Annotated in this window: 15 protein-coding genes and 1 pseudogene; 5 read left to right on the top strand and 11 right to left on the bottom strand. The window is 64.5% G+C overall.

What is annotated here, in order from left to right:
- Positions 1–84: 84 nt before the first annotated feature.
- The 9 genes from AC1DNG_RS05500 to AC1DNG_RS05460 all read right to left on the bottom strand — a co-directional run bounded on the left by AC1DNG_RS05500 (position 85) and on the right by AC1DNG_RS05460 (position 10,317).
- Positions 85–1,104: a hydroxyacid dehydrogenase gene (locus tag AC1DNG_RS05500; RefSeq protein WP_476886823.1), complete on the bottom strand. Its 1,020-nt coding sequence runs from the start codon at positions 1,102–1,104 to the stop codon at positions 85–87.
- The gene (locus AC1DNG_RS05495; protein WP_476850845.1) at positions 1,101–2,027 is read right to left on the bottom strand and encodes a carbohydrate ABC transporter permease; all 927 of its coding nucleotides are present in this window, start codon (positions 2,025–2,027) and stop codon (positions 1,101–1,103) included. Before AC1DNG_RS05495 ends, AC1DNG_RS05500 begins: the two co-directional genes overlap by 4 nt.
- Positions 2,024–2,956: a carbohydrate ABC transporter permease gene (locus AC1DNG_RS05490; protein ID WP_476850844.1), complete on the bottom strand. Its 933-nt coding sequence runs from the start codon at positions 2,954–2,956 to the stop codon at positions 2,024–2,026. Before AC1DNG_RS05490 ends, AC1DNG_RS05495 begins: the two co-directional genes overlap by 4 nt.
- Before the next feature lie 54 nt (positions 2,957–3,010).
- Positions 3,011–4,324 (bottom strand): ABC transporter substrate-binding protein, encoded by a 1,314-nt coding sequence (locus AC1DNG_RS05485; protein WP_476886822.1) that lies wholly within the window; start codon positions 4,322–4,324, stop codon positions 3,011–3,013.
- A gap of 138 nt (positions 4,325–4,462) precedes the next feature.
- Positions 4,463–5,548 carry a LacI family DNA-binding transcriptional regulator gene (locus AC1DNG_RS05480; RefSeq protein ID WP_476886821.1) on the bottom strand — a complete coding sequence of 362 codons (1,086 nt, stop codon included), beginning with the start codon at positions 5,546–5,548 and terminating at the stop codon, positions 4,463–4,465.
- 95 nt (positions 5,549–5,643) lie between these two features.
- Positions 5,644–6,900, bottom strand: a complete 1,257-nt coding sequence (locus AC1DNG_RS05475) for a glycerate kinase (RefSeq protein WP_476886820.1) — start codon at positions 6,898–6,900, stop codon at positions 5,644–5,646.
- Between the two features lie 179 nt (positions 6,901–7,079).
- Positions 7,080–7,919, bottom strand: coding sequence for a sugar phosphate isomerase/epimerase family protein (locus tag AC1DNG_RS05470; protein WP_476886958.1), 840 nt, complete (start codon positions 7,917–7,919; stop codon positions 7,080–7,082).
- Between the two features lie 14 nt (positions 7,920–7,933).
- Positions 7,934–9,148 (bottom strand): dihydrodipicolinate synthase family protein, encoded by a 1,215-nt coding sequence (locus AC1DNG_RS05465; RefSeq protein ID WP_476886819.1) that lies wholly within the window; start codon positions 9,146–9,148, stop codon positions 7,934–7,936.
- Entirely contained in the window at positions 9,148–10,317 is a 1,170-nt protein-coding gene (locus tag AC1DNG_RS05460) for a Gfo/Idh/MocA family protein (protein WP_476886818.1), read from the bottom strand. Before AC1DNG_RS05460 ends, AC1DNG_RS05465 begins: the two co-directional genes overlap by 1 nt.
- A gap of 156 nt (positions 10,318–10,473) precedes the next feature.
- Here AC1DNG_RS05460 and AC1DNG_RS05455 point away from each other — a divergent pair, with 156 nt between their 5' ends.
- Complete coding sequence (locus AC1DNG_RS05455) at positions 10,474–11,517, top strand: LacI family DNA-binding transcriptional regulator (RefSeq protein WP_476886817.1); 1,044 nt, start codon at positions 10,474–10,476, stop codon at positions 11,515–11,517.
- Here the strand turns inward: AC1DNG_RS05455 and AC1DNG_RS05450 are convergent.
- Positions 11,514–12,305: a sugar phosphate isomerase/epimerase family protein gene (locus AC1DNG_RS05450; RefSeq protein ID WP_476886816.1), complete on the bottom strand. Its 792-nt coding sequence runs from the start codon at positions 12,303–12,305 to the stop codon at positions 11,514–11,516. The genes AC1DNG_RS05455 and AC1DNG_RS05450 overlap by 4 nt on opposite strands.
- Before the next feature lie 406 nt (positions 12,306–12,711).
- Here AC1DNG_RS05450 and AC1DNG_RS05445 point away from each other — a divergent pair, with 406 nt between their 5' ends.
- The 3 genes from AC1DNG_RS05445 (at position 12,712) to nagA (ending at position 15,849) form a co-directional block, all read left to right on the top strand.
- Entirely contained in the window at positions 12,712–13,722 is a 1,011-nt protein-coding gene (locus AC1DNG_RS05445) for an ROK family protein (protein WP_476886815.1), read from the top strand.
- 104 nt (positions 13,723–13,826) lie between these two features.
- A complete protein-coding gene (nagB, locus tag AC1DNG_RS05440) occupies positions 13,827–14,609 on the top strand; it encodes a glucosamine-6-phosphate deaminase (protein WP_476850834.1) in 783 nt (260 codons plus the stop codon).
- A 79-nt stretch (positions 14,610–14,688) separates the two neighbouring features.
- On the top strand, positions 14,689–15,849 hold the full coding sequence (gene nagA, locus AC1DNG_RS05435; protein WP_476850833.1) for an N-acetylglucosamine-6-phosphate deacetylase: 1,161 nt from the start codon (positions 14,689–14,691) through the stop codon (positions 15,847–15,849).
- A gap of 68 nt (positions 15,850–15,917) precedes the next feature.
- Here nagA and AC1DNG_RS05430 read toward each other — a convergent pair.
- Positions 15,918–16,211 (bottom strand): annotated as a pseudogene (locus tag AC1DNG_RS05430) (HhH-GDP family DNA glycosylase); the annotation flags it as partial.
- 711 nt (positions 16,212–16,922) lie between these two features.
- Here AC1DNG_RS05430 and AC1DNG_RS05425 point away from each other — a divergent pair.
- Entirely contained in the window at positions 16,923–17,333 is a 411-nt protein-coding gene (locus AC1DNG_RS05425) for a nuclear transport factor 2-like protein (RefSeq protein ID WP_476886814.1), read from the top strand.
- Positions 17,334–17,404 lie beyond the last annotated feature (71 nt).

Genomic DNA, 17,404 nt, shown 5'->3' with positions numbered 1-17,404 from the left:
AGGCTGCCGCCGTCGAACTTTTTGCGTGCGGAATTGCCCGCGGGAAAGCCCGCGGAAATGCAGAGTACGACGACGGTGCTGCAGTTAGGCGGTGACGGCCAGGTCCGCCATGCGGACGGGGAATAGCAGCGGCTCACCGCGCGACACTCGGTGGGCTTCGGCCACGGCGGTGGCGGCCAGCCGGTCCAGCTCAGTGCCTAGCGACCCGGCAAGATGCGGGGTAAGCAGGACGTTTGGGTTGGAGTAGAAGCCCGAATCCGCAGGCAGGACCCAGGGAGTGGTGACGTCCAGGACGGCAAACAGCTCGTGCCGTTCCAGGCGCGCAAGAAGTGCATCCTGGTCCACCAGCTCCCCGCGGGCGGTGTTGATAAACGTGGCCCCGCTCCGGAAGCGCGCTATCAGCGCGGCATCGATCAGGTTCTGGGTGGAGGGAAGCGACGGCGCATGCAGCGACACGACGTCGCTGCTTTCCGCGAGTTCCGCCAGACTCACCAACTGCACGCCGAGGGACGCGGCCTCGTCAGGGCTCAAATAGGGGTCGGCCACCACGACGTCGAGTTCGTACGGCGCGAGCAGCCGAATGACGTGCCTGCCGATTTTGGACGCGCCGATGATGCCTACCCGTTTGCCATAGTTGCCCATCTCGGGAAACAGGCTGTCCGGGTCGATGGCTGACTTTTCGGTGTGCAGCTTCCGGGCAATTTGCAGGACCCTTTTGTTGGCCAGCAGGATCATGGCCAGGGCGTACTCCGCCACCGGGATGGCGTTGGCGTCCGCGGCGGTGCTGACCTGGAGGCCCCGGGCCCAGCACTCGTCTCCCACGTGGTTCTTGACGGTACCGCCGGCGTGCAGGATGTGGCGCAGCCGCGGAGCGGCATCCAGGACGGCGGAATCCACAGTGGGGCAGCCCCATCCCGTGATGAGGATGTCGGTTTCGGCGAGGAGTCCCAGCGCTTGGGGTGACGCGAAGTCTTCCATGGGCTCCGGGCTCAGGAGCCGCAGGCCAGGGTTCAGGGAATCCAGGCGCCGGGTGGGGAAGATCCTGGCGGCGACGTCGGCCCTCATGGCAAGCGCGACGTTTAGCTTTTCCGGGGACAGGTTCACTTGACGCTCCCCGCTGTCAGTCCGGACTTCCAGAAACGCTGCAGCATGATAAACGCCACCACCAGCGGGATCACGGACAGCAGCGAACCCGTGATGACCATGGGGGCGAACTCGGGCTGGGGAACCGCGTAGCCCTGCCAGATGGAGATGCCCACACTGACCGGTAAGAGTTGCTGGTCCTGCAGCATGATCAGGGGAAGCATGAAGTTGTTCCACACGCCGATGAATTGGAACAGGGCAATGGTGATGTAGCCCGGCATCATCATGGGTAGCCCCAACGAGACGAACGACCGGATGGGTCCGGCCCCGTCCATTCGGGCTGCTTCCAGCGTCTCCATGGGGACGTAGGAAGCGGCATAGACGCGGGCCAGGTACACGCCGAAGGGGTTGCAAAGGACCGGGATCAGGATTGCCCAAATGGTGTTGGTCATGCCCACCACCGATGCCAGCAGGTACATCGGCAGTACCGTTGCCGTATTGGGGATCAGGACTCCCACGAGGACAAATCCGAACAGCGAGTTCTTGCCGCGGAACTGGAACTTGTCGAAGGCGTAGCCTGCCATGACGGAGATGAGTCCGCCGAAGACGGCGCCGAAGCCGGCATAGAGGACGGAGTTGCCCATCCAACGGAAAAACGTCCCTCCGTCCTGGGCGGCCACCGCTGCGATGTTTTCGAAGAGGGCAAAGTTGCCCAAGGAGTAGGCACTCGTGCCGTAGAGGTCTGCGGCGTTCTTCGTGGACGCAAAGAGCAGCCACAGGACCGGAACCACCATGTAGGCGGAACCCAGGATCAGCAGTCCGTTGACGGTGAGCTTGCTGGCGAAACCCCCTTGGAGTGCCGAAGTCTTCTCGCGCGGCGCGGGTTTCGGCGCCGGGGGGTTGCTCGCCTTGTTTCTGGGGCGGGACAGGATATTGGTGCTCATGGTTTGTTCATCCTGGAGCTGAGTCGGGTGACAACCAGGGACAGGAATGCTGCCAGCCCGGCAATGATGATCGAGGCGGCCGCGGCCTGGTTGAGGTTGTGTCGGATAAAGGCTGCGTCATAGGCCCATAGGTTGGGCACCCAGGTACTGGTGATGGACGGGGTGGCCTTGGCGATGATGGAGGGCTCCGTGAAAAGCTGCAGCGTTCCAATGATGGTGAACAGCATGATCACGCTCAGCGCCGGCAGGATCAGGGGGAACTTTATGCTCAGCGCCATCCGGATTTCGCCGGCTCCGTCCACCCGGGCTGCTTCCAGGATTTCCCGCGGAACCGCCTGCAGCGCGGTGAACAGAATGATCACGTTGTAGCCGGTCCATTCCCAGACGCCGATGTTGACGATCGCCGGGAGGACCATGTGGGCGTCCAGGAAATTGATCTGAATGCCGCCGCCCTCGAACGCTTGCACCAGCGGGCTGATGCCCGGAGTGTAGAGGTAGGCCCAGATCAGGGCTGCGATGACGCCCGGCACCGCGTGAGGAAGGAAGATAAGCAACTGGAACAGCTTGCGTGCCCGGGCAACCGTTGCATCGAGGAGGAGCGCAAAGATGACGGCGCCGCCCACCATGCAGGGGATGTAGATCAGGCAGTACAAGCCAAGCCGGGCGATGCCGCTGACGAACGATTCCGAATGCAGGACCTGGAGGTAGTTCTCGAGTCCAACAAACGCCGTCTTGGCTTCACCGAAACCAAGGCCCGATTTCTGTTGTGCATAGAGGCTCAGCACAATCGAGTAGATGACTGGTGCGACCATGGCGATGGCAAAGACGCCGAAGAACGGGACCAGGAAGATTGCTGCGGTCCTGCCGCCGGTTCCTGAGGCTGCACTGCGCCTGCGGCGCGGAACAGTAGTGTGGGCCTGAGAGGCCATGAAGATCTCCTAACTGCCTGGGCTGCCTCCGTGGAGGCAGCCCAGGGGGTGTTACTACTCTTTGACGGACAGGCCGTTCTGCTTAAGTCCTGCCACCGTTGCCGTTTGGGCCGTGTTTACCGCCTCCTGGACAGTGCCACCGGTGCTGAGCTTGCCGTAGGAGTCTTTGAGGGCCGTGTTGGTGATGTCCCAGTTGGGGCCCCAGTGCCAGCCCGGGCTGACTGTTGCGTACGCCTTGTTGAAGACGGCGTAGATGTCGTTGCCGAAGTAGCTGGCGTCGTAGGCTTGCTGCGCCACGGGAGTCAGTCCTGGGAAGGCGAGGAAGGCCGAGCCGGTGTTTCCACGCGCCTTGATGGCTTCCTGGTTTGTGGTGAGGAACTCGATGAACTTGGCCGCGGCAGCCGGGTTCTTGCTGCTCTTGGTGACGTTGAAACTTGATCCACCGTAGAAAGCGCCGGCCGGTGTGCCCCAGTTGGGCATTTCGGCGGCGATCCACTGTCCCTTCTGGCCGCTCGCTTCGGTCCGCTTCTGGATGCCCGTGGCGCTCCAGTTCGCACCGAGGACACCGACGACCGTGCCCCTCGCCAGATCGAGGCTCCACTCATCGCTGTAGGCCTGCTGTACCTTGACGATCTTGTCGTCAATCAGTTTTTGCCAGTAGTCGGCCACCTTCTTTGTTGCACCATCGTTCACACCGATCGCCCAGCTTTCGCCAGAGGTGCCGAACCATTTGGCCCCTGCTTGCCAGGCCAGTCCGGCGGTGGCTGCTACTTGGTTGGGGTTGAAGCTGGCCAGGTAGGCGTCAGGTGCCACCGACTTGAGCTTGACTCCCGCCTCTTCGAATTCCTGCCAGGTCTTGGGGATACCGACGCCGGCCTTCGCCAGCATGTCCTGTCGGTAGTACATGACCATGGGAGCCGCGTCGTAGGGCAAACCATAGGTCTTGTCGCCGAACTGAACCATGCTCCGGATTTCGCCGCCGAGCTTGTCCACGGTTGCGGACTTGTCGATCAGTCCATCCAGCGGCTGCACTTGGCCGTTGCTGACGAACTGCGGCAGCTGAGGGTACTCGATGGTCGCTACGTCGGGCCCGTTTCCTGCAGTGATGGCCGTGGAAAGCTTGGCGTAGCCGCCGTTGTCGCCGTTGGGGATGGTCTCGAAATTGACCCGGATCTTGGTTTGGCTCGCGTTGAACGCGGCTGCCACCTTGTCCATTCCTGCGAGCGCTGACCAAAACGTGACAGTGCCCGAGGGATCCTCGGTGGGGGTAGGTGCGGCGGACGGGGTGGTTGCCGTTCCGCAGGCTGCCAGCAGCAATGCGCTGCTGGCCAGGCTTGCTGCCCCGATAAGCAGTTTGCGACGCTTCATTGTTCTCCCTTGAATTCCACGATGCGAAGGTGGGATGTGGTGACTGCCACATGGTGTACGTCAATGAAACACGCAGATTTAAACAACAACAACAAAGTGAACAGAACTGAACATTCGGGCCGGTGGATGGCCCGGCGGCTAGCTGATGGTCGAGTCCCGGACAACCAAGGTGGGCGACAGGCTGACCCTCTGCAGCGCCGAGGAAGTGCCGCGCCGGGAAACGATGCGGTTCAGGCACATTTGCAATGCCTGGTACCCGACGTCGAACTTCGGCGGAGCGACAGCAGTCAGGGACACGGACCCCAGGGAGGCGATCTCGTCGTCGTACGCCACCAGCGCAAGTTGTCCGGGGATGCGTAGGTTCCGCGCCTGGCACGAGTCAGCAAACATGAGGGCGTCGTCGTCGTTGTGGACGATCGCGGCGGTCACCCCGGCGTCCGGGATCCAGTCCAGGATGCCGTCGATTTGCCGCCGGAGGACCTCGGGGTCGCTCGGGACCGGGCTGATGGCGCGCACCATGCCTGCCTCGTAGTCAAGACCGGCTTTCTGCAGGGCGAGACGGTAACCCTCGCCCAGGGGAGTTGTCGTGGGGCTGGCCTCACGAGCACACAGGGCGATTCGCTTATGGCCCAGAGCCAGCAGGTGGTTGACGGCAATTTCCGCCCCGCGGACGTGGTCGCTGCGCACCGATTCCAGTCTGCCGGGGTCGAGAACATCATCAATGGACCGCTCGACAACGATGATGGGCACTTCGGCGGCGGCCAGCAGGTCCAGGGTTGGCGTCCCAGTCAATGATTCCTGGCTGGGTGTGACCATGAGGCCGTCCACGCCACTGGCGAGTAACCGCTGAATTTGCAGGCGCTCCTCCGACGGCGAGTAGTTCGAGACGCCAAGGACCAGGCGGACACCCAGTTCCCGCGCCGCGGCCTCGGCCCCTCGGATGATGCCCGGAAAGTAGTATGCCGCCGAAGGCGCTACCATTCCGATTGTTGCCAGGGGTGGGCGAGTGGTGGTGCGGCCGCGGCGTTCGGACCCGGAGGGCGCGGCAGCCGGAACAGCGCCGCCGTGTACCCGGCTCAGTAGTCCTTCGGCTTCCAGGGCCGCCAGGTCCCGCCGGACCGTCATACCGGAGATGCCGGCCTTGGCGGCGAACTCGGTGACGGTCAGCGACCCGCTGAGCGCCAGTTCCTTCAGGATTAAACCATGTCTCTCCTTGGATAACATGCGCGCGACTCCCTAATAAAGTTCAGAATTGTTCAAATGATTCAAGTTGAACTACAACGAACATACTCTTGGGAGTCAAGGCGACTGGACCACGTTCACCATCGCCCTGGTCGCGGCCGGTGCGGCGTCCTAAGCTCGTACATGAATTCGGGGTGGCTGATTCGAGGCGTCGCCGCGATTCCATAGCAACACGACGTCTGGCTGGGCCCCACTAGTCCCGGAAGCACGCTTCTGGTGGCAAGTTCGAGGTATGTGGCGGCCTTCGCCACCGCATCGTCAATGTCCGGACCATCGTTGCTGCGTTGGGCGAAGTCCACCAGCTGGGCAGCGGCAACAATTCCCCTGGATGCCAGCTCCTGAGGCGTGACAAGGATGCGGCCGGCAACCACGATGACGGGGATGTCCCGCTCCTTGGCGGCATTCGCCAGCGCAACGGGCGCTTTGCCGGAGAGGGACTGGGCGTCCAGAGATCCTTCCCCGGTAATCACGAGGTCGGCGGAGTCCAGTTGCTCCGCTAATCCCGTCAGCTCCGCCACGAGGCCAAAGCCGCTTTCCAGGGTGGCCTCCGTGAAGGCCAGGAACGACGCCGGGAAGCCGCCGGCCGCGCCGGCACCGGGAACGTTGACGTCCCGGCCCGTCGTTTCCCGCAACACGGCGGCCCAGGTGCGGAGACCGGCATCGAGCAGCTCAACAGCACCGGAGTCTGCCCCCTTCTGCGGGCCGAAGACGTGGGCCGCACCTTCGTTCCCGAACAAGGCATTGCGGACGTCGACGGCAAGGCGGAGCCTCACGGTCGCCAGCCGAGGATCAAGACCGGAAGTGTCCACGGCGGCGACGCCGGCCAGCGGACCACCGCCCAAGGGAACCACGTTCCCGGCGGCGTCCAGAGGACGCAGCCCCAGGGCACGCAGGGCGCCGCTGCCGCCGTCGGTCATGGCTGAGCCGCCGAGCCCCAGAATGATTTCCGTGGCGCCGGCGTCGAGAGCTTCCGCGATCAACTCGCCGCAACCATAACTGTGGGCCCGGAGGGCGTTGTCCGGGGTCTGGGCCGTGGCGGTCAGACCCGAGGCCTGCGCTGTTTCAATCACTGCGGTGGCACCGCCGGCTGGTGTACGTCGCAGCGCCCAGTACGCGCCGACCGTCTGCAGAAGGGGCCCGGCCACGGTGGTCTGCCGCGGCTCGTAGCCTGCGCGGACAGCCGCGTCGAGGGTGCCTTCGCCGCCGTCGGCGATCGGGAACTGCGTGACGGTTGCCCCCGGGAATGCGCGCGAGGCGCCCTCGGCCATGGCAGATGCTGCCTCGGCGGCGGTGAGTGACCCCTTGAATTTGTCAGGGGCGACCAGAATGTGCATTTTCCGTCCTCTCGTCGGTTGGAAGTCATTTGCGATCGGCCGAATCCCAGCCGGCGTCGACTGACCGGCATACATCGGCTGGGATTCGGTTTCTGCAGGGAACCCTGCAACCGTGCGTCCTGCTGTTGCGGGCGCCGGCCATGACGTGGCCGGCGCCCGCGGACATTGGGCCGGACGTATCAGGCGGACGGGAGCACGAGCTGCGCGTACCGTTCCTTCATGGTGTCCAGGACGGTGTCGCCGTCGGCGTCCCAGATGTCCTGGTTGAAGATTTCCACTTCGATGTCGCCGGTGTAGCCGGCGTCGCGGACCCAGGTGCCGATGGTCCCGAAGTCGATGACGCCGTCGCCCATCATGCCCCGGGACAGCAGGGCGTCCGTTGCGATCGGGAGGTTGAAGTCGCACACCTGGTAGGAAGCAATCCTGTTCTCCCGTCCGGCCCGTTCGATCTGCGCCCTTAGTTCCGGATCCCACCAGACGTGGAAGGTGTCGACGGCGACGCCCACCGCCTTCGCGTCGTAGGGGGCCGCCAGGTCCAGGGCCTGACGCAAGGTGGAGATCAGGGCCCGGTCCGCGGCATACATCGGATGCAGGGGTTCGAGCACCAGCCGGATGCCGTGGTCGGCCGCGAACGGCACCAGGTCCTCGAGGCGGTCAGCGACGCGCCGGCGGGCTGCCACGACGTCCTTCTCGCCGGGCGCCAGGCCGCCGACCACGAGGAACAGTTCCTGCGTGTCCAGTGCCACGGCCTCCAGTATGGCGGCCCGGTTGTCCGCCAGTGCTGCGGCCTGGCCGGCGGGGTCGGGCGCCGTGAGGAAGCCGCCGCGGCACAGCGAGGACACTCGCAGGCCGGCGTCTTTGATCAGGGCCGCGGCTTTGTCGAGGCCGGTGTCGTGCACGACGTCCCGCCACGGGCCGATCGCCGGGATGCCGGCGCGAACGCAGCCGTCGACGGCCTCGGCCAGGGTCCACTTCTTGGTGGTGGCGCTGTTCAGTGACAATCGTGAAAAATCGGACAATCGTGAAAAGTCGCTCATACTCCCACCCCGTTGATCCGCAGGAAATCCGACATCCGGAAGGCGGCCAGGGCTGGGTTGGTGATCAGTCCGGCCTGGTCTGCCAGTTCGAAGGTCTTCGCCAGGTGCACCACGGACCGGCCGGACTGCAGTCCGCCCACCATCTGGAATCCGGGCTGCTTGCCGTTGAGCCAGGACAGGAACGCGATGCCGGTCTTGTAGTAGAAGGTCGGGGCGCTGAAGATGTGCTTGCCCAGCTCCCGGGTGGAGTCCAGGATGGCGCGCGCTTGCGCGGCGTTACCGGCGTCGTAGCTCTGCAGGGCTGCCGACGCAGCCGGGTAGATCGCGGCGAAGATGCCCAGCAGGGCATCCGAGTGGTGCGTGCCGTCGCCGTCGATCAGTTCCGGGTAGTTGAAATCGTCGCCGGTGTAGAGGCGCACGCCCGGGGGCAGGGCGGCCCGCAGGGCCAGTTCGTGGCCGGCGTCCAGGAGCGAGACCTTGACCCCGTCCACCTTGTCCGCGTGTTCCCGGATCAGTGACAGGAACGTCTCGGTGGCCCGGGCGACGTCCGCGGAGCCCCAGTACCCGGCCAGCGCCGGATCGAACATGGTGCCGAGCCAGTGCAGGATGACCGGCCGGTCCACCTCCTGCAGGAGGGTCGAGTAGACATGCAGGTAGTCATCCGGTCCGCCGGCCACCATGGCCAGCGCCCGGGACGCCATCAGGATCACCTTGGGCCCCGCTTCAGTGACGACGGCGATCTGCTCGCGGTAGGCGTTCAGGACCGCCTCGATACCTGCCGCACCGGCGGGCAGCGTTTCCAGATCCAGCTGGTCGGTCCCGGCCCCGCAGGATACGAGATCGCGCACCGACTTGCCGGCGGTCGCGGCAGCACCCGAGGCAACGACCGAAGCTGCTTCGGCGCCGGTGCGCTTGATGAGCTGCTGGGTGGCGTCCCAGTCCAGGCCCATGCCCCGTTGGGCGGTGTCCATGGCATCGGCCACGCCGAGGCCGTAGGACCACAGCTCGTGCCGGTACGCCAGGGTGGCATCCCAGTCCAGCCGGGCCGGGGCGCCCGGCGTGTTGTCGGCGGTGACTTCGGGAATGACGTGGGCCGCGGCGTAGGCGCGCCGTGACGTCAGCGGTGCAGTCGGCTTGGCCCAGCGGGGGGCGGCACTGAGCCGGTACTCGCGGGTGCCGCCGTCGTAAGTGGGAAGAATGAGGGACGTCATCAGAGTGTGATCTCCGGGATATCGATGGTGCGGCGCTCATCGTTGGACTGCAGGCCGAGCTCGGCGAGCTGGACACCCCGGGCGGCGGACAGCAGCCCGAAGCGGTGTTCGCGGCCGGCGATGAGGTCGCGGAGGAATTCTTCCCACTGCAGCTTGAAGCCGTTGTCCAGCTCGGCGTTGGCGGGGACTTCCTGCCACTGGCTGCGGAAGGATTCGGTGACCGGCAGGTCCGGGTTCCAGACCGGTTTGGGCGTGTGGGCGCGCTGCTGCGCGAGGCACTTGTTCAGGCCGGCGACGGCGGAGCCGTGGGTGCCGTCAATCTGGAACTCCACGAGCTCGTCGCGGTAGACCCGGACGGCCCACGAGGAGTTGATCTGACCGACCACCGGATCGCCGGCCGGCGTCTCGAGTTCGAAGATCCCGTAGGACGCGTCGTCCGCAGTGGCGGGGTATTCCTTGCCGGCCTCGTCCCAGCGGAGGGGGATGTGGGTGGCGGTTTTGGCGTTGACGCTCGTGACCTTGCCGATGATGCCTTCCAGGACGTAGTTCCAGTGGCAGAACATGTCTGTGGTCATGCCGCCGCCGTCTTCCTTGCGGTAGTTCCAGGACGGACGCTGGGCCGCCTGGACGTCGCCTTCGAACACCCAGTAGCCGAATTCGCCGCGGATCGAGAGGATGCGGCCGAAGAAGCCCTCATCCACCAGCCGGCGCAGCTTGACCAGGCCCGGCAGGTACAGCTTGTCGTGGACGACGCCCGCCGTGACGCCGGCTTCCTTGCCGATCTTCGCGAGCTCGATGGCCTCCTCCAGTGTCTCGGCGGTGGGCTTCTCAGTGAAGACGTGCTTGCCGGCGCGCATGGCCCTCTTGAGCGTGGCGGCGCGGAGGCTGGTCATGGACGCGTCAAAGACGACGTCGACGGTGGGATCGTTGATGACCGAGTCCAGGTCCGTGGACCATTCGGAGACCTTGTGCAGTTCGGCGAGCTCGCGGATCTTGGCCTCGTTCCGGCCGACGAGGATCGGTTCGACCTGCACCCGGGTGCCGTCCTCCAGGGTGAACCCCCCGGCATCCCGGATGGGGAGGATGGACCGCAGCAGATGCTGGCGGTAGCCCATCCGGCCGGTAATGCCGTTCATGGCGATGCGGATCGTCTTTGTTTCGAAGCCCATGTGTGTCCTCCAGTAATCAGGGTGCTATTCAAGTTGGGAAAGCGCATTCCCACCGCTCAAGTGTGCACTGTCCGCACCGCTGGGGCAAGCGCTTTCCGGATATTTCAGGAGAACTGCCATAAGGTGGTTCGGAGCGCTCCAGAGAAAGGACATCCCGTGGCCGCAAGCACCCTGGCCGAAGTAGCCAAGCTGGCAGGAGTTTCCCTTGCCACGGCCTCGCGAGTCCTCAACGGCTCCGCGAGGAAGCCCGGCGAAGGCATTGCCGAGGTGGTCCGCGCGGCTGCCGAGTCGCTCGGCTACGTGGCCAACGCCCAGGCCCAGGCCCTGGCCAGGGCCAGCACGGGACTCATCGGGCTGATCGTCCACGACATCGCGGACCCGTATTTCTCCGCCATCGCGCGAGGCGTCCAGGCAGCCGCCCGGCAGGAGCACCGCATGGTGCTTCTGGCCACGACGGACGGCACGCCCGCAGCCGAGAAGGAAGCCGTCGTCGCCTTCGCCGCGCGCCGGGCCGAATCGATCATCATTGCCGGCTCGCGCTCTATGCGGGCCGAAGACGCCGGGGCCAATGCCGAACTCGCCGCGGAACTGGACCGCTACTGCCGCAACGGCGGGCGCGTGGGCGTTCTCGGCCGGCCGGTCCCCGGCGCGGCAGAGCTGGACGGGTATTATACGGTCACCGTCCCCAACGAACATCTCGCCCGGGACCTGGCCCGGAAGCTGACCCGGAGCCACGAGGGCGCGTTTGTGATCGTGGGCGGCCCCGATGGCCTGGCCACCTCGGACGAACGGATCCGGGGATTCCAGCAGGGATTGTCCGACGCCGGCCGGCCGGCCGCGGAGGTCATACACGTTCCGTTCAACCGGAACGGCGGCTTCGGCGCCGGCGTGGTGATCGCCCGGAAGATCACGGAGGCCGCAGGGCAGCCGCGGTTGTGCATTTTCGCCAGCAATGACGTCATGGCGATCGGGGTGGCTGCGGCATTGCGCGAGCATGGGCTGAAGGTTCCGCGCGACGCCGCCCTGGCCGGCTTCGACGACATTGAGTGGCTGCGCGACTTCCGGCCGGCACTTTCCACGGTGAGCCTGCCGCTGGAAGAGCTGGGACGCCTGGTGACTTTGGGGGCCATCTCCGACGATGCCGGCCCGGCCGCGATTGCAGGCAGTGTGGCGCTTCGCCGGAGCACAGCCGGCGCCTAGCCGGCGTCTGTGGCGATCCTGCGCAGGAACCCTGCGTCGCGGACGACGTTTTCCGGGAGGTCACCTTCGACGAATTCGAGCATCATGTCCATGTCCCGACCGTGTTCCCGAATGACGTCGGACACGGCCTGCCACAGGCGCTTGCGGCCCTCCAGGGGGAGCCGCTCCGTCGCGGGCCACCAGGAGAAGCAGTGCACGCCGGCCACGCGCCCGATCACCTGGCGCAGCGAGGCCACGGCGTTCGGCTCACTGAGCGCCACGGCGGGCTGCCAATAGGTGCCCACATTAGGCCGGTCCACCCGTTCGAGAAGCTCCAGGGTGCCCTCGACCGTGCTGGTCAGGGTGCCTCCATGGTATTCGAAGGCGAGCTGCAGGCCATTTTCCGCGGCCAACGCGGCGATGCGCCGGGTGTCCGCCACTACCGCGTCCCATAGCTGCTGCTCGGCATCGTTAGGTTCAACCGTGCCGGCCCAGATGCGCACTCGCGGTGCCCCCGCCCGGACGGCCAGCGCCACGGCGTCGTCGAATTCGCCGAAGGTGCCAGCCCGGTAATACGAGCCCAGCGAGAGGACCTTGAGCCCGGCAGCGGCGCAGGCCTGTCGCGCATGGTCCGCAGAGGCGGCGTCGACGACGTGGACGTCGGCGCCCCACTCGATCCCGGACAGGCCAGCCCCGGCGGCAACCGCGACCACCTCGTCGATACTGTGGGAGCGAAGCGTCACCGAACAGATGCCGGGCGTGAGCGTTGCCACCTGTTGCGTCGGGTCGATGCCGGGGACTAAGGCCATCAGGGTACTCGCAGTCTGTTCAGGGATGGGGCGCTTCCACGGTAACGGGAATGCGCTTTCCATGCAATCCCGCCGAGTGCAGGCGCCGTCCCTCGGACGGGTCTGGCGGGACTCCCGGCCTCATGGACGGTGCCACGCTGGGCTCGAGGGTCAGGTGTGGGCAACCTTCGGCGGGACGATGCGATCTCGTCTTGGTAAGCGCTTTCCATATTGGCAAAGTCATGCGTATACTCAACGTTCATCGCCACCACGATGATGCGGCGCCTAGTTGGGAAAGCTTCATTTCTAACAACCGCTGTGAACGTCACTCCAAGCCAAGACCGCACCAGGGTTAGCCGGAGAGCCGTCGTTCTGCAGCATCCGGGGGGCAACACAGTGTCTGCCTTCCGATTAAGGAGATGTATTGATGGTCGTCAAAGAAACGGCCGCCGGGAGGGTTCAAGGCCGCTTCGTCGAGCCCGAGTCGGGCCTGCATACGCAGAGGGATGGTCCGGCTGTCCTGGCAATCGATGTCGGCGGGACCGACATGAAGATCGGCATTCTGCTTGGCCGGCCAATCGAATCAGGGTCCTTGCCGGTGCTGGATCTGCAGCGGATGCGGACGCCTCGGGACGCCACACGGCCCGGAGACGCAGTGGTGGACCGGATTGTGGAATTGACTGGGCAATACCGCCGGACGCATCCGGACGTCGAGGTGGCCGCCATCGGCCTGGGCGCCCCCGGGTTGGTGGACGAGGACGCTGGCATCGGCATTCTTTCCGTCAACCTGGGCTGGTCGGACTATCCGTTCGTCCAGCGGCTAAGTGAGCGACTCAATTTGCCCGTGGCTTTCGGTCGTGATGTCGAAATGGCCGGCGAGGCCGAGTTCCGGCTCGGTGCAGCACGTGAGTGCAGCAATGCAATGGTCATGGTGATCGGCACCGGAATTTCCGGTGCCATTTTCAGCGACGGCCGCCGCGTGGTCGGCGGCGGGTATGCCGGAGAGCTAGGCTATGCGCTGGTTCCCGTTCCGGGCGGTTCGTTGCAGGAATTGGAACGCATCGGGGCGGCCGGGGCCATTGCCCGGCGTTATGCGGAGGCCACAGGTTTTGCCGCCGATGGCGCCCGCGGTGTACTGCGGATGGCCCAGAACGGGGAAACGGTTGCCCGGCGGATCTGGTCCGAGGCAGTGGACGCTATTGCGTTCAACATCGCCCAGTGCGTGGCCATTCTGGGCACGGAGACTGTTGTGCTGGGCGGTGGCCTGGCTGAAGCGGGCGAGGCATTATTTGCCCCGGTCATCGACCGAGTGGATGAGTTACTCACGTTCCAGCCACGGCCGGGTATCGTTCCGGCGGAACTGGGTCAGAATGCTGGACTGGTCGGCTCAGGACTGAAGGCCCGGGAACTCATCAACAGCGAACAGGCAAGGCTGTGACTGGCATCAACAAAAGACCATGCATCACTTCGTCAGCCAACGTCGCCGAGGTTCTGCTCAATGAAGATCCGATTCGAAATCAGAAGACTTAACAGGAGATCGATATGGAAATTGTTATTTGCCCAGATATTGACGCTGTCGGCCAGGCCGCCGCAGACCCATTCGAACGAATCATTAACCGCAAGCCGGCGGCAGTCCTGGGCCTGGCGACCGGGTCGTCCCCGCTTCCTTTGTATGACGAACTGGAGCGTCGGAGCCGTCGCGGGCAGTTGACCTTCCGCGACGTGCGCGCCTTCAGCCTGGATGAATACATCGGCTTGCCCGTGGGGCACCCCGAAACCTACAAGGCGGTGGTCAACAGGGAGTTCACTACTCGTGTTGACATCGATCCAGCCAGGGTTCTCGGACCCAACGGGAACGCCCCTGATCTGGAGATTGAAGCCGCGGACTTTGAGAGGGCGATCATCGACGCCGGCGGCATCGACGTCCAGGTCCTCGGCGTCGGTTCGAACGGCCATATTGGCTTCAATGAACCAGGGTCCTCCCTAGGGTCACGGACCCGAGTGAAAACTCTTCTTTCCAAGACCCGGCGGGACAATGCACGCTTTTTTAGCGATCCGAACGATGTCCCTCACCACGTCATCACCCAAGGAATAGGCACCATCATGGAAGCCCGTCGTGTTGTCCTCATGGCCACCGGGGAGCACAAAGCCGAAGCCATCGCCCGGCTCGTGGAAGGGCCAATATCGGCCATGTGCCCCGGTTCCATCCTTCAACTGCACCCGAACACCAGGGTCATCCTCGATGAAGCGGCCGCTTCGCAACTCGCCCTGGCGGACTACTACAGGCACACATACGAGAACAAGCCAGTATGGCAGCAGCTCTGAAAGTGCGGTTAGTTCCACGAGGCCTGCCAACTCCCTAAACCGGAGGAGGCAGCTGCTTGCAGTAATGATTGGAGATGGGATGAAGTTCGGAAGATGCGTGATCCACTCGGCGGCTGTCGTCAGTGGCGGCAAGGTACTCGATGATGGTTGGGTCAACTTCGACGACGGCAGAATCACCGCCACAGGGTCGGGCGGCTCCTGGCGCGCTCTCCCGGGGTTGGACACAGCCGAAGTAGTTGACGGCGACGACGGATGGCTCACGCCGGGATTTATCGATATTCATTCTCACGGTGGAGGAAACGCCTCCTTTGATGACGGTCCTGATTCCGTTGCCGCTGCCCTGGCCATGCACCGTCACCACGGGACTACCCGCTCCGTAGTGTCCCTCGTCACGGCGGACCTCGAGCAGCTGAGGCAGCGCTTGGAAACCATCGCCGATCTGGCGGATGGGGATGAGACGATCCTGGGGAGTCACTTGGAAGGCCCCTTTCTAAATCCGCGGCATAAGGGCGCACACGACCCCTCACTACTGCGCAACCTGGATTGTGCGGCCGTGGAGACTCTTCTTGAAGCGGGCCGGGGCACTATCTGCCAAATCACGCTGGCACCGGAATTGCCGGGGGGAATCCGCGCGGTGTCTTCGTTTGTGGAGGCGGGAACGGCCGTCGCTGTCGGACATACCGATGCGGACTATGCCACGGCGCGTGAAGCCTTCGATGCCGGTGCCAGCATTCTGACCCACGCTTTCAACGCAATGAACGGACTACACCACCGGGAACCGGGCCCGGTAGGAGCCGCAATCGGGACCCCACATGTGACGTTGGAAGTAGTCAACGACGGGGTCCATGTACATCCCGACGTGGTGCGAGTCGCCTTCGATGCCGCTCCGGGTCGGATTGCCTTCGTCACTGACGCGATGGCCGCTGCCGGTGCTAAGGATGGCGACTACCGGCTTGGGTCGTTGGCGGTAAAGGTGAGTGGGGGAGTTGCGCGCCTGACCAATGGCGGGGCCATCGCGGGTTCAACGCTTACTCTCGACGCCGCGCTTCGTCGCGCTGTCCAGCAGCTCGGGATCGCTCTGCCCGCGGCGGTGCAGGCGTTGACTGAGACTCCGGCTCGGGCTGTCGGCCGGTCTGGTGATCTGGGACGGTTGGATCCCGGGTTCGCCGCGGATGCGGTCCTCTTAGACGCCGGTCTTGGCGTCAGGAAAGTGTGGGCGGCTGGCCACCGTGTTCGATAGAACAGCCGCTCCTCTCCTACGTCAAACAACCCCGGTGCTTCGTCGTCGTAGTCGAGATGGAACGGCCGTCACTGGTGAGCGGTAGGGGCCGAATCGAGGCGCTCGGATGGCTTCGCGGCTTTGATTGCGGCCCTGGCAGCCTGCTTGCTGGCGCACTTTATTCAGCGACTCGGGGTCCATGATGTCGGCGACAGAAAGAAATGCGCTCTCTTGGCCGTAGGGGTCGGCAGCTCTCGCCAGCCTTGTGCCTGGAGTCAGCACTGTTTGCCGGGTAGCGCGAGGAAGATCCTTGCCTTTTGCTCTCCGAAGCTGGGCACTCCATTCAGCCTTCGCAGCACTTCCTGGCCGTCAGGGTCGTCCCGGTTCCATAGGGTGGTTGGAACCATTGCGCGAAAGCACGGGAGCGCGCCCGAGATTTACGAAACCTCGAAGGACGCGAACACAGTAGTTCCGGTGTTTTCCAGGCCACGGGCGAGGTCCGATTCTTTGACAAGTCAATGCTGGAGGACGTCGTGCCGCCGGTCAGTTGGCAGCGGTGGCGCAGCCAGGACCGCACCTCCATGAATTGTGTGCGGTCCTTTGGTTCAGGGGCTTATGAGCCACTGAGTGTGCACAAATCTCCTTTTATGGGCCCCTGCAGGGGCCCATTTTTGATGCTGGCCGTTGCGGTCTGGCGGCTCCTTCTCTTGGCTTGGACAGGGGTGTTGCTAGTCACTCCTTCATGGCCGGGAGCGCTTGGAACGGCATGACTTGCTGTGACTCGGGGATCAAACCCTCATGATCATCCCTGTCGGCAGCCGGAACGTCTGGGAACTCTTTGTTACTTGGGCCCGGGGAGAGGGCGGTGGTTGTTTGTCCGGCCAAGGTGGTGTGCACAGGGTCCACAGGCGTAGCCGCGTGATTCCGTGGCGCATCGGTGACAGAGTGCGCCGTGCAATCGCCCACGCCTGAACCCTCAACGAGGCACCGACCATTGACGAGGTTCGCGAGCGCGGACAAGGATGGGCACCGGGCCGCAGCTACGCCACCGCATAGCTCTGGCGCCCACTCACCACCACCGAAGGAATCCCAGCATGACCGACATTGCAAGTGATGACTACAACGGGGCCACCCGCGTCGAATACCTCCTCGGCGCTCCCCTCAACGAGAACGTAGTCCGCCAATGGCCGCAGATGCGCGAAATCGTCCGAGGCCGCCAACTCATCGCAGACGTCGAAGGCAACTTCCCCGAACTCACCCTGGAAATCGGCCGCCGGCACCGGCTGGGCGCCACCGTCGTCGTCGAATGGACCTGCAACTACGGCGACGGACGCCTCTACCGCAACGTCACCATCGGAGAACTCGTCGACGGCACAGTCACCCACATCACGGACTACTGGGGGGAACCGGTAGAGACCCCGAATTGGCGGAAGGGTATGACCGACCGGCTCGAAATGCCGGCAGATGGCGTCTGGAAAGACGCAGCCCACCTCGGCCGGCACTGACTCGACAGGATCACCGGCAAGCCGGCCGGCGTCTTCCGTCTCACTGCCGGGAACTGGCTCGGGGTCATGGC

This window comes from Arthrobacter sp. 01T425 (assembly GCF_056398725.1).
The sequence above is the reverse complement of the archived record's forward strand: the minus strand, read 5'-3'. Positions and strand labels throughout refer to the sequence as shown.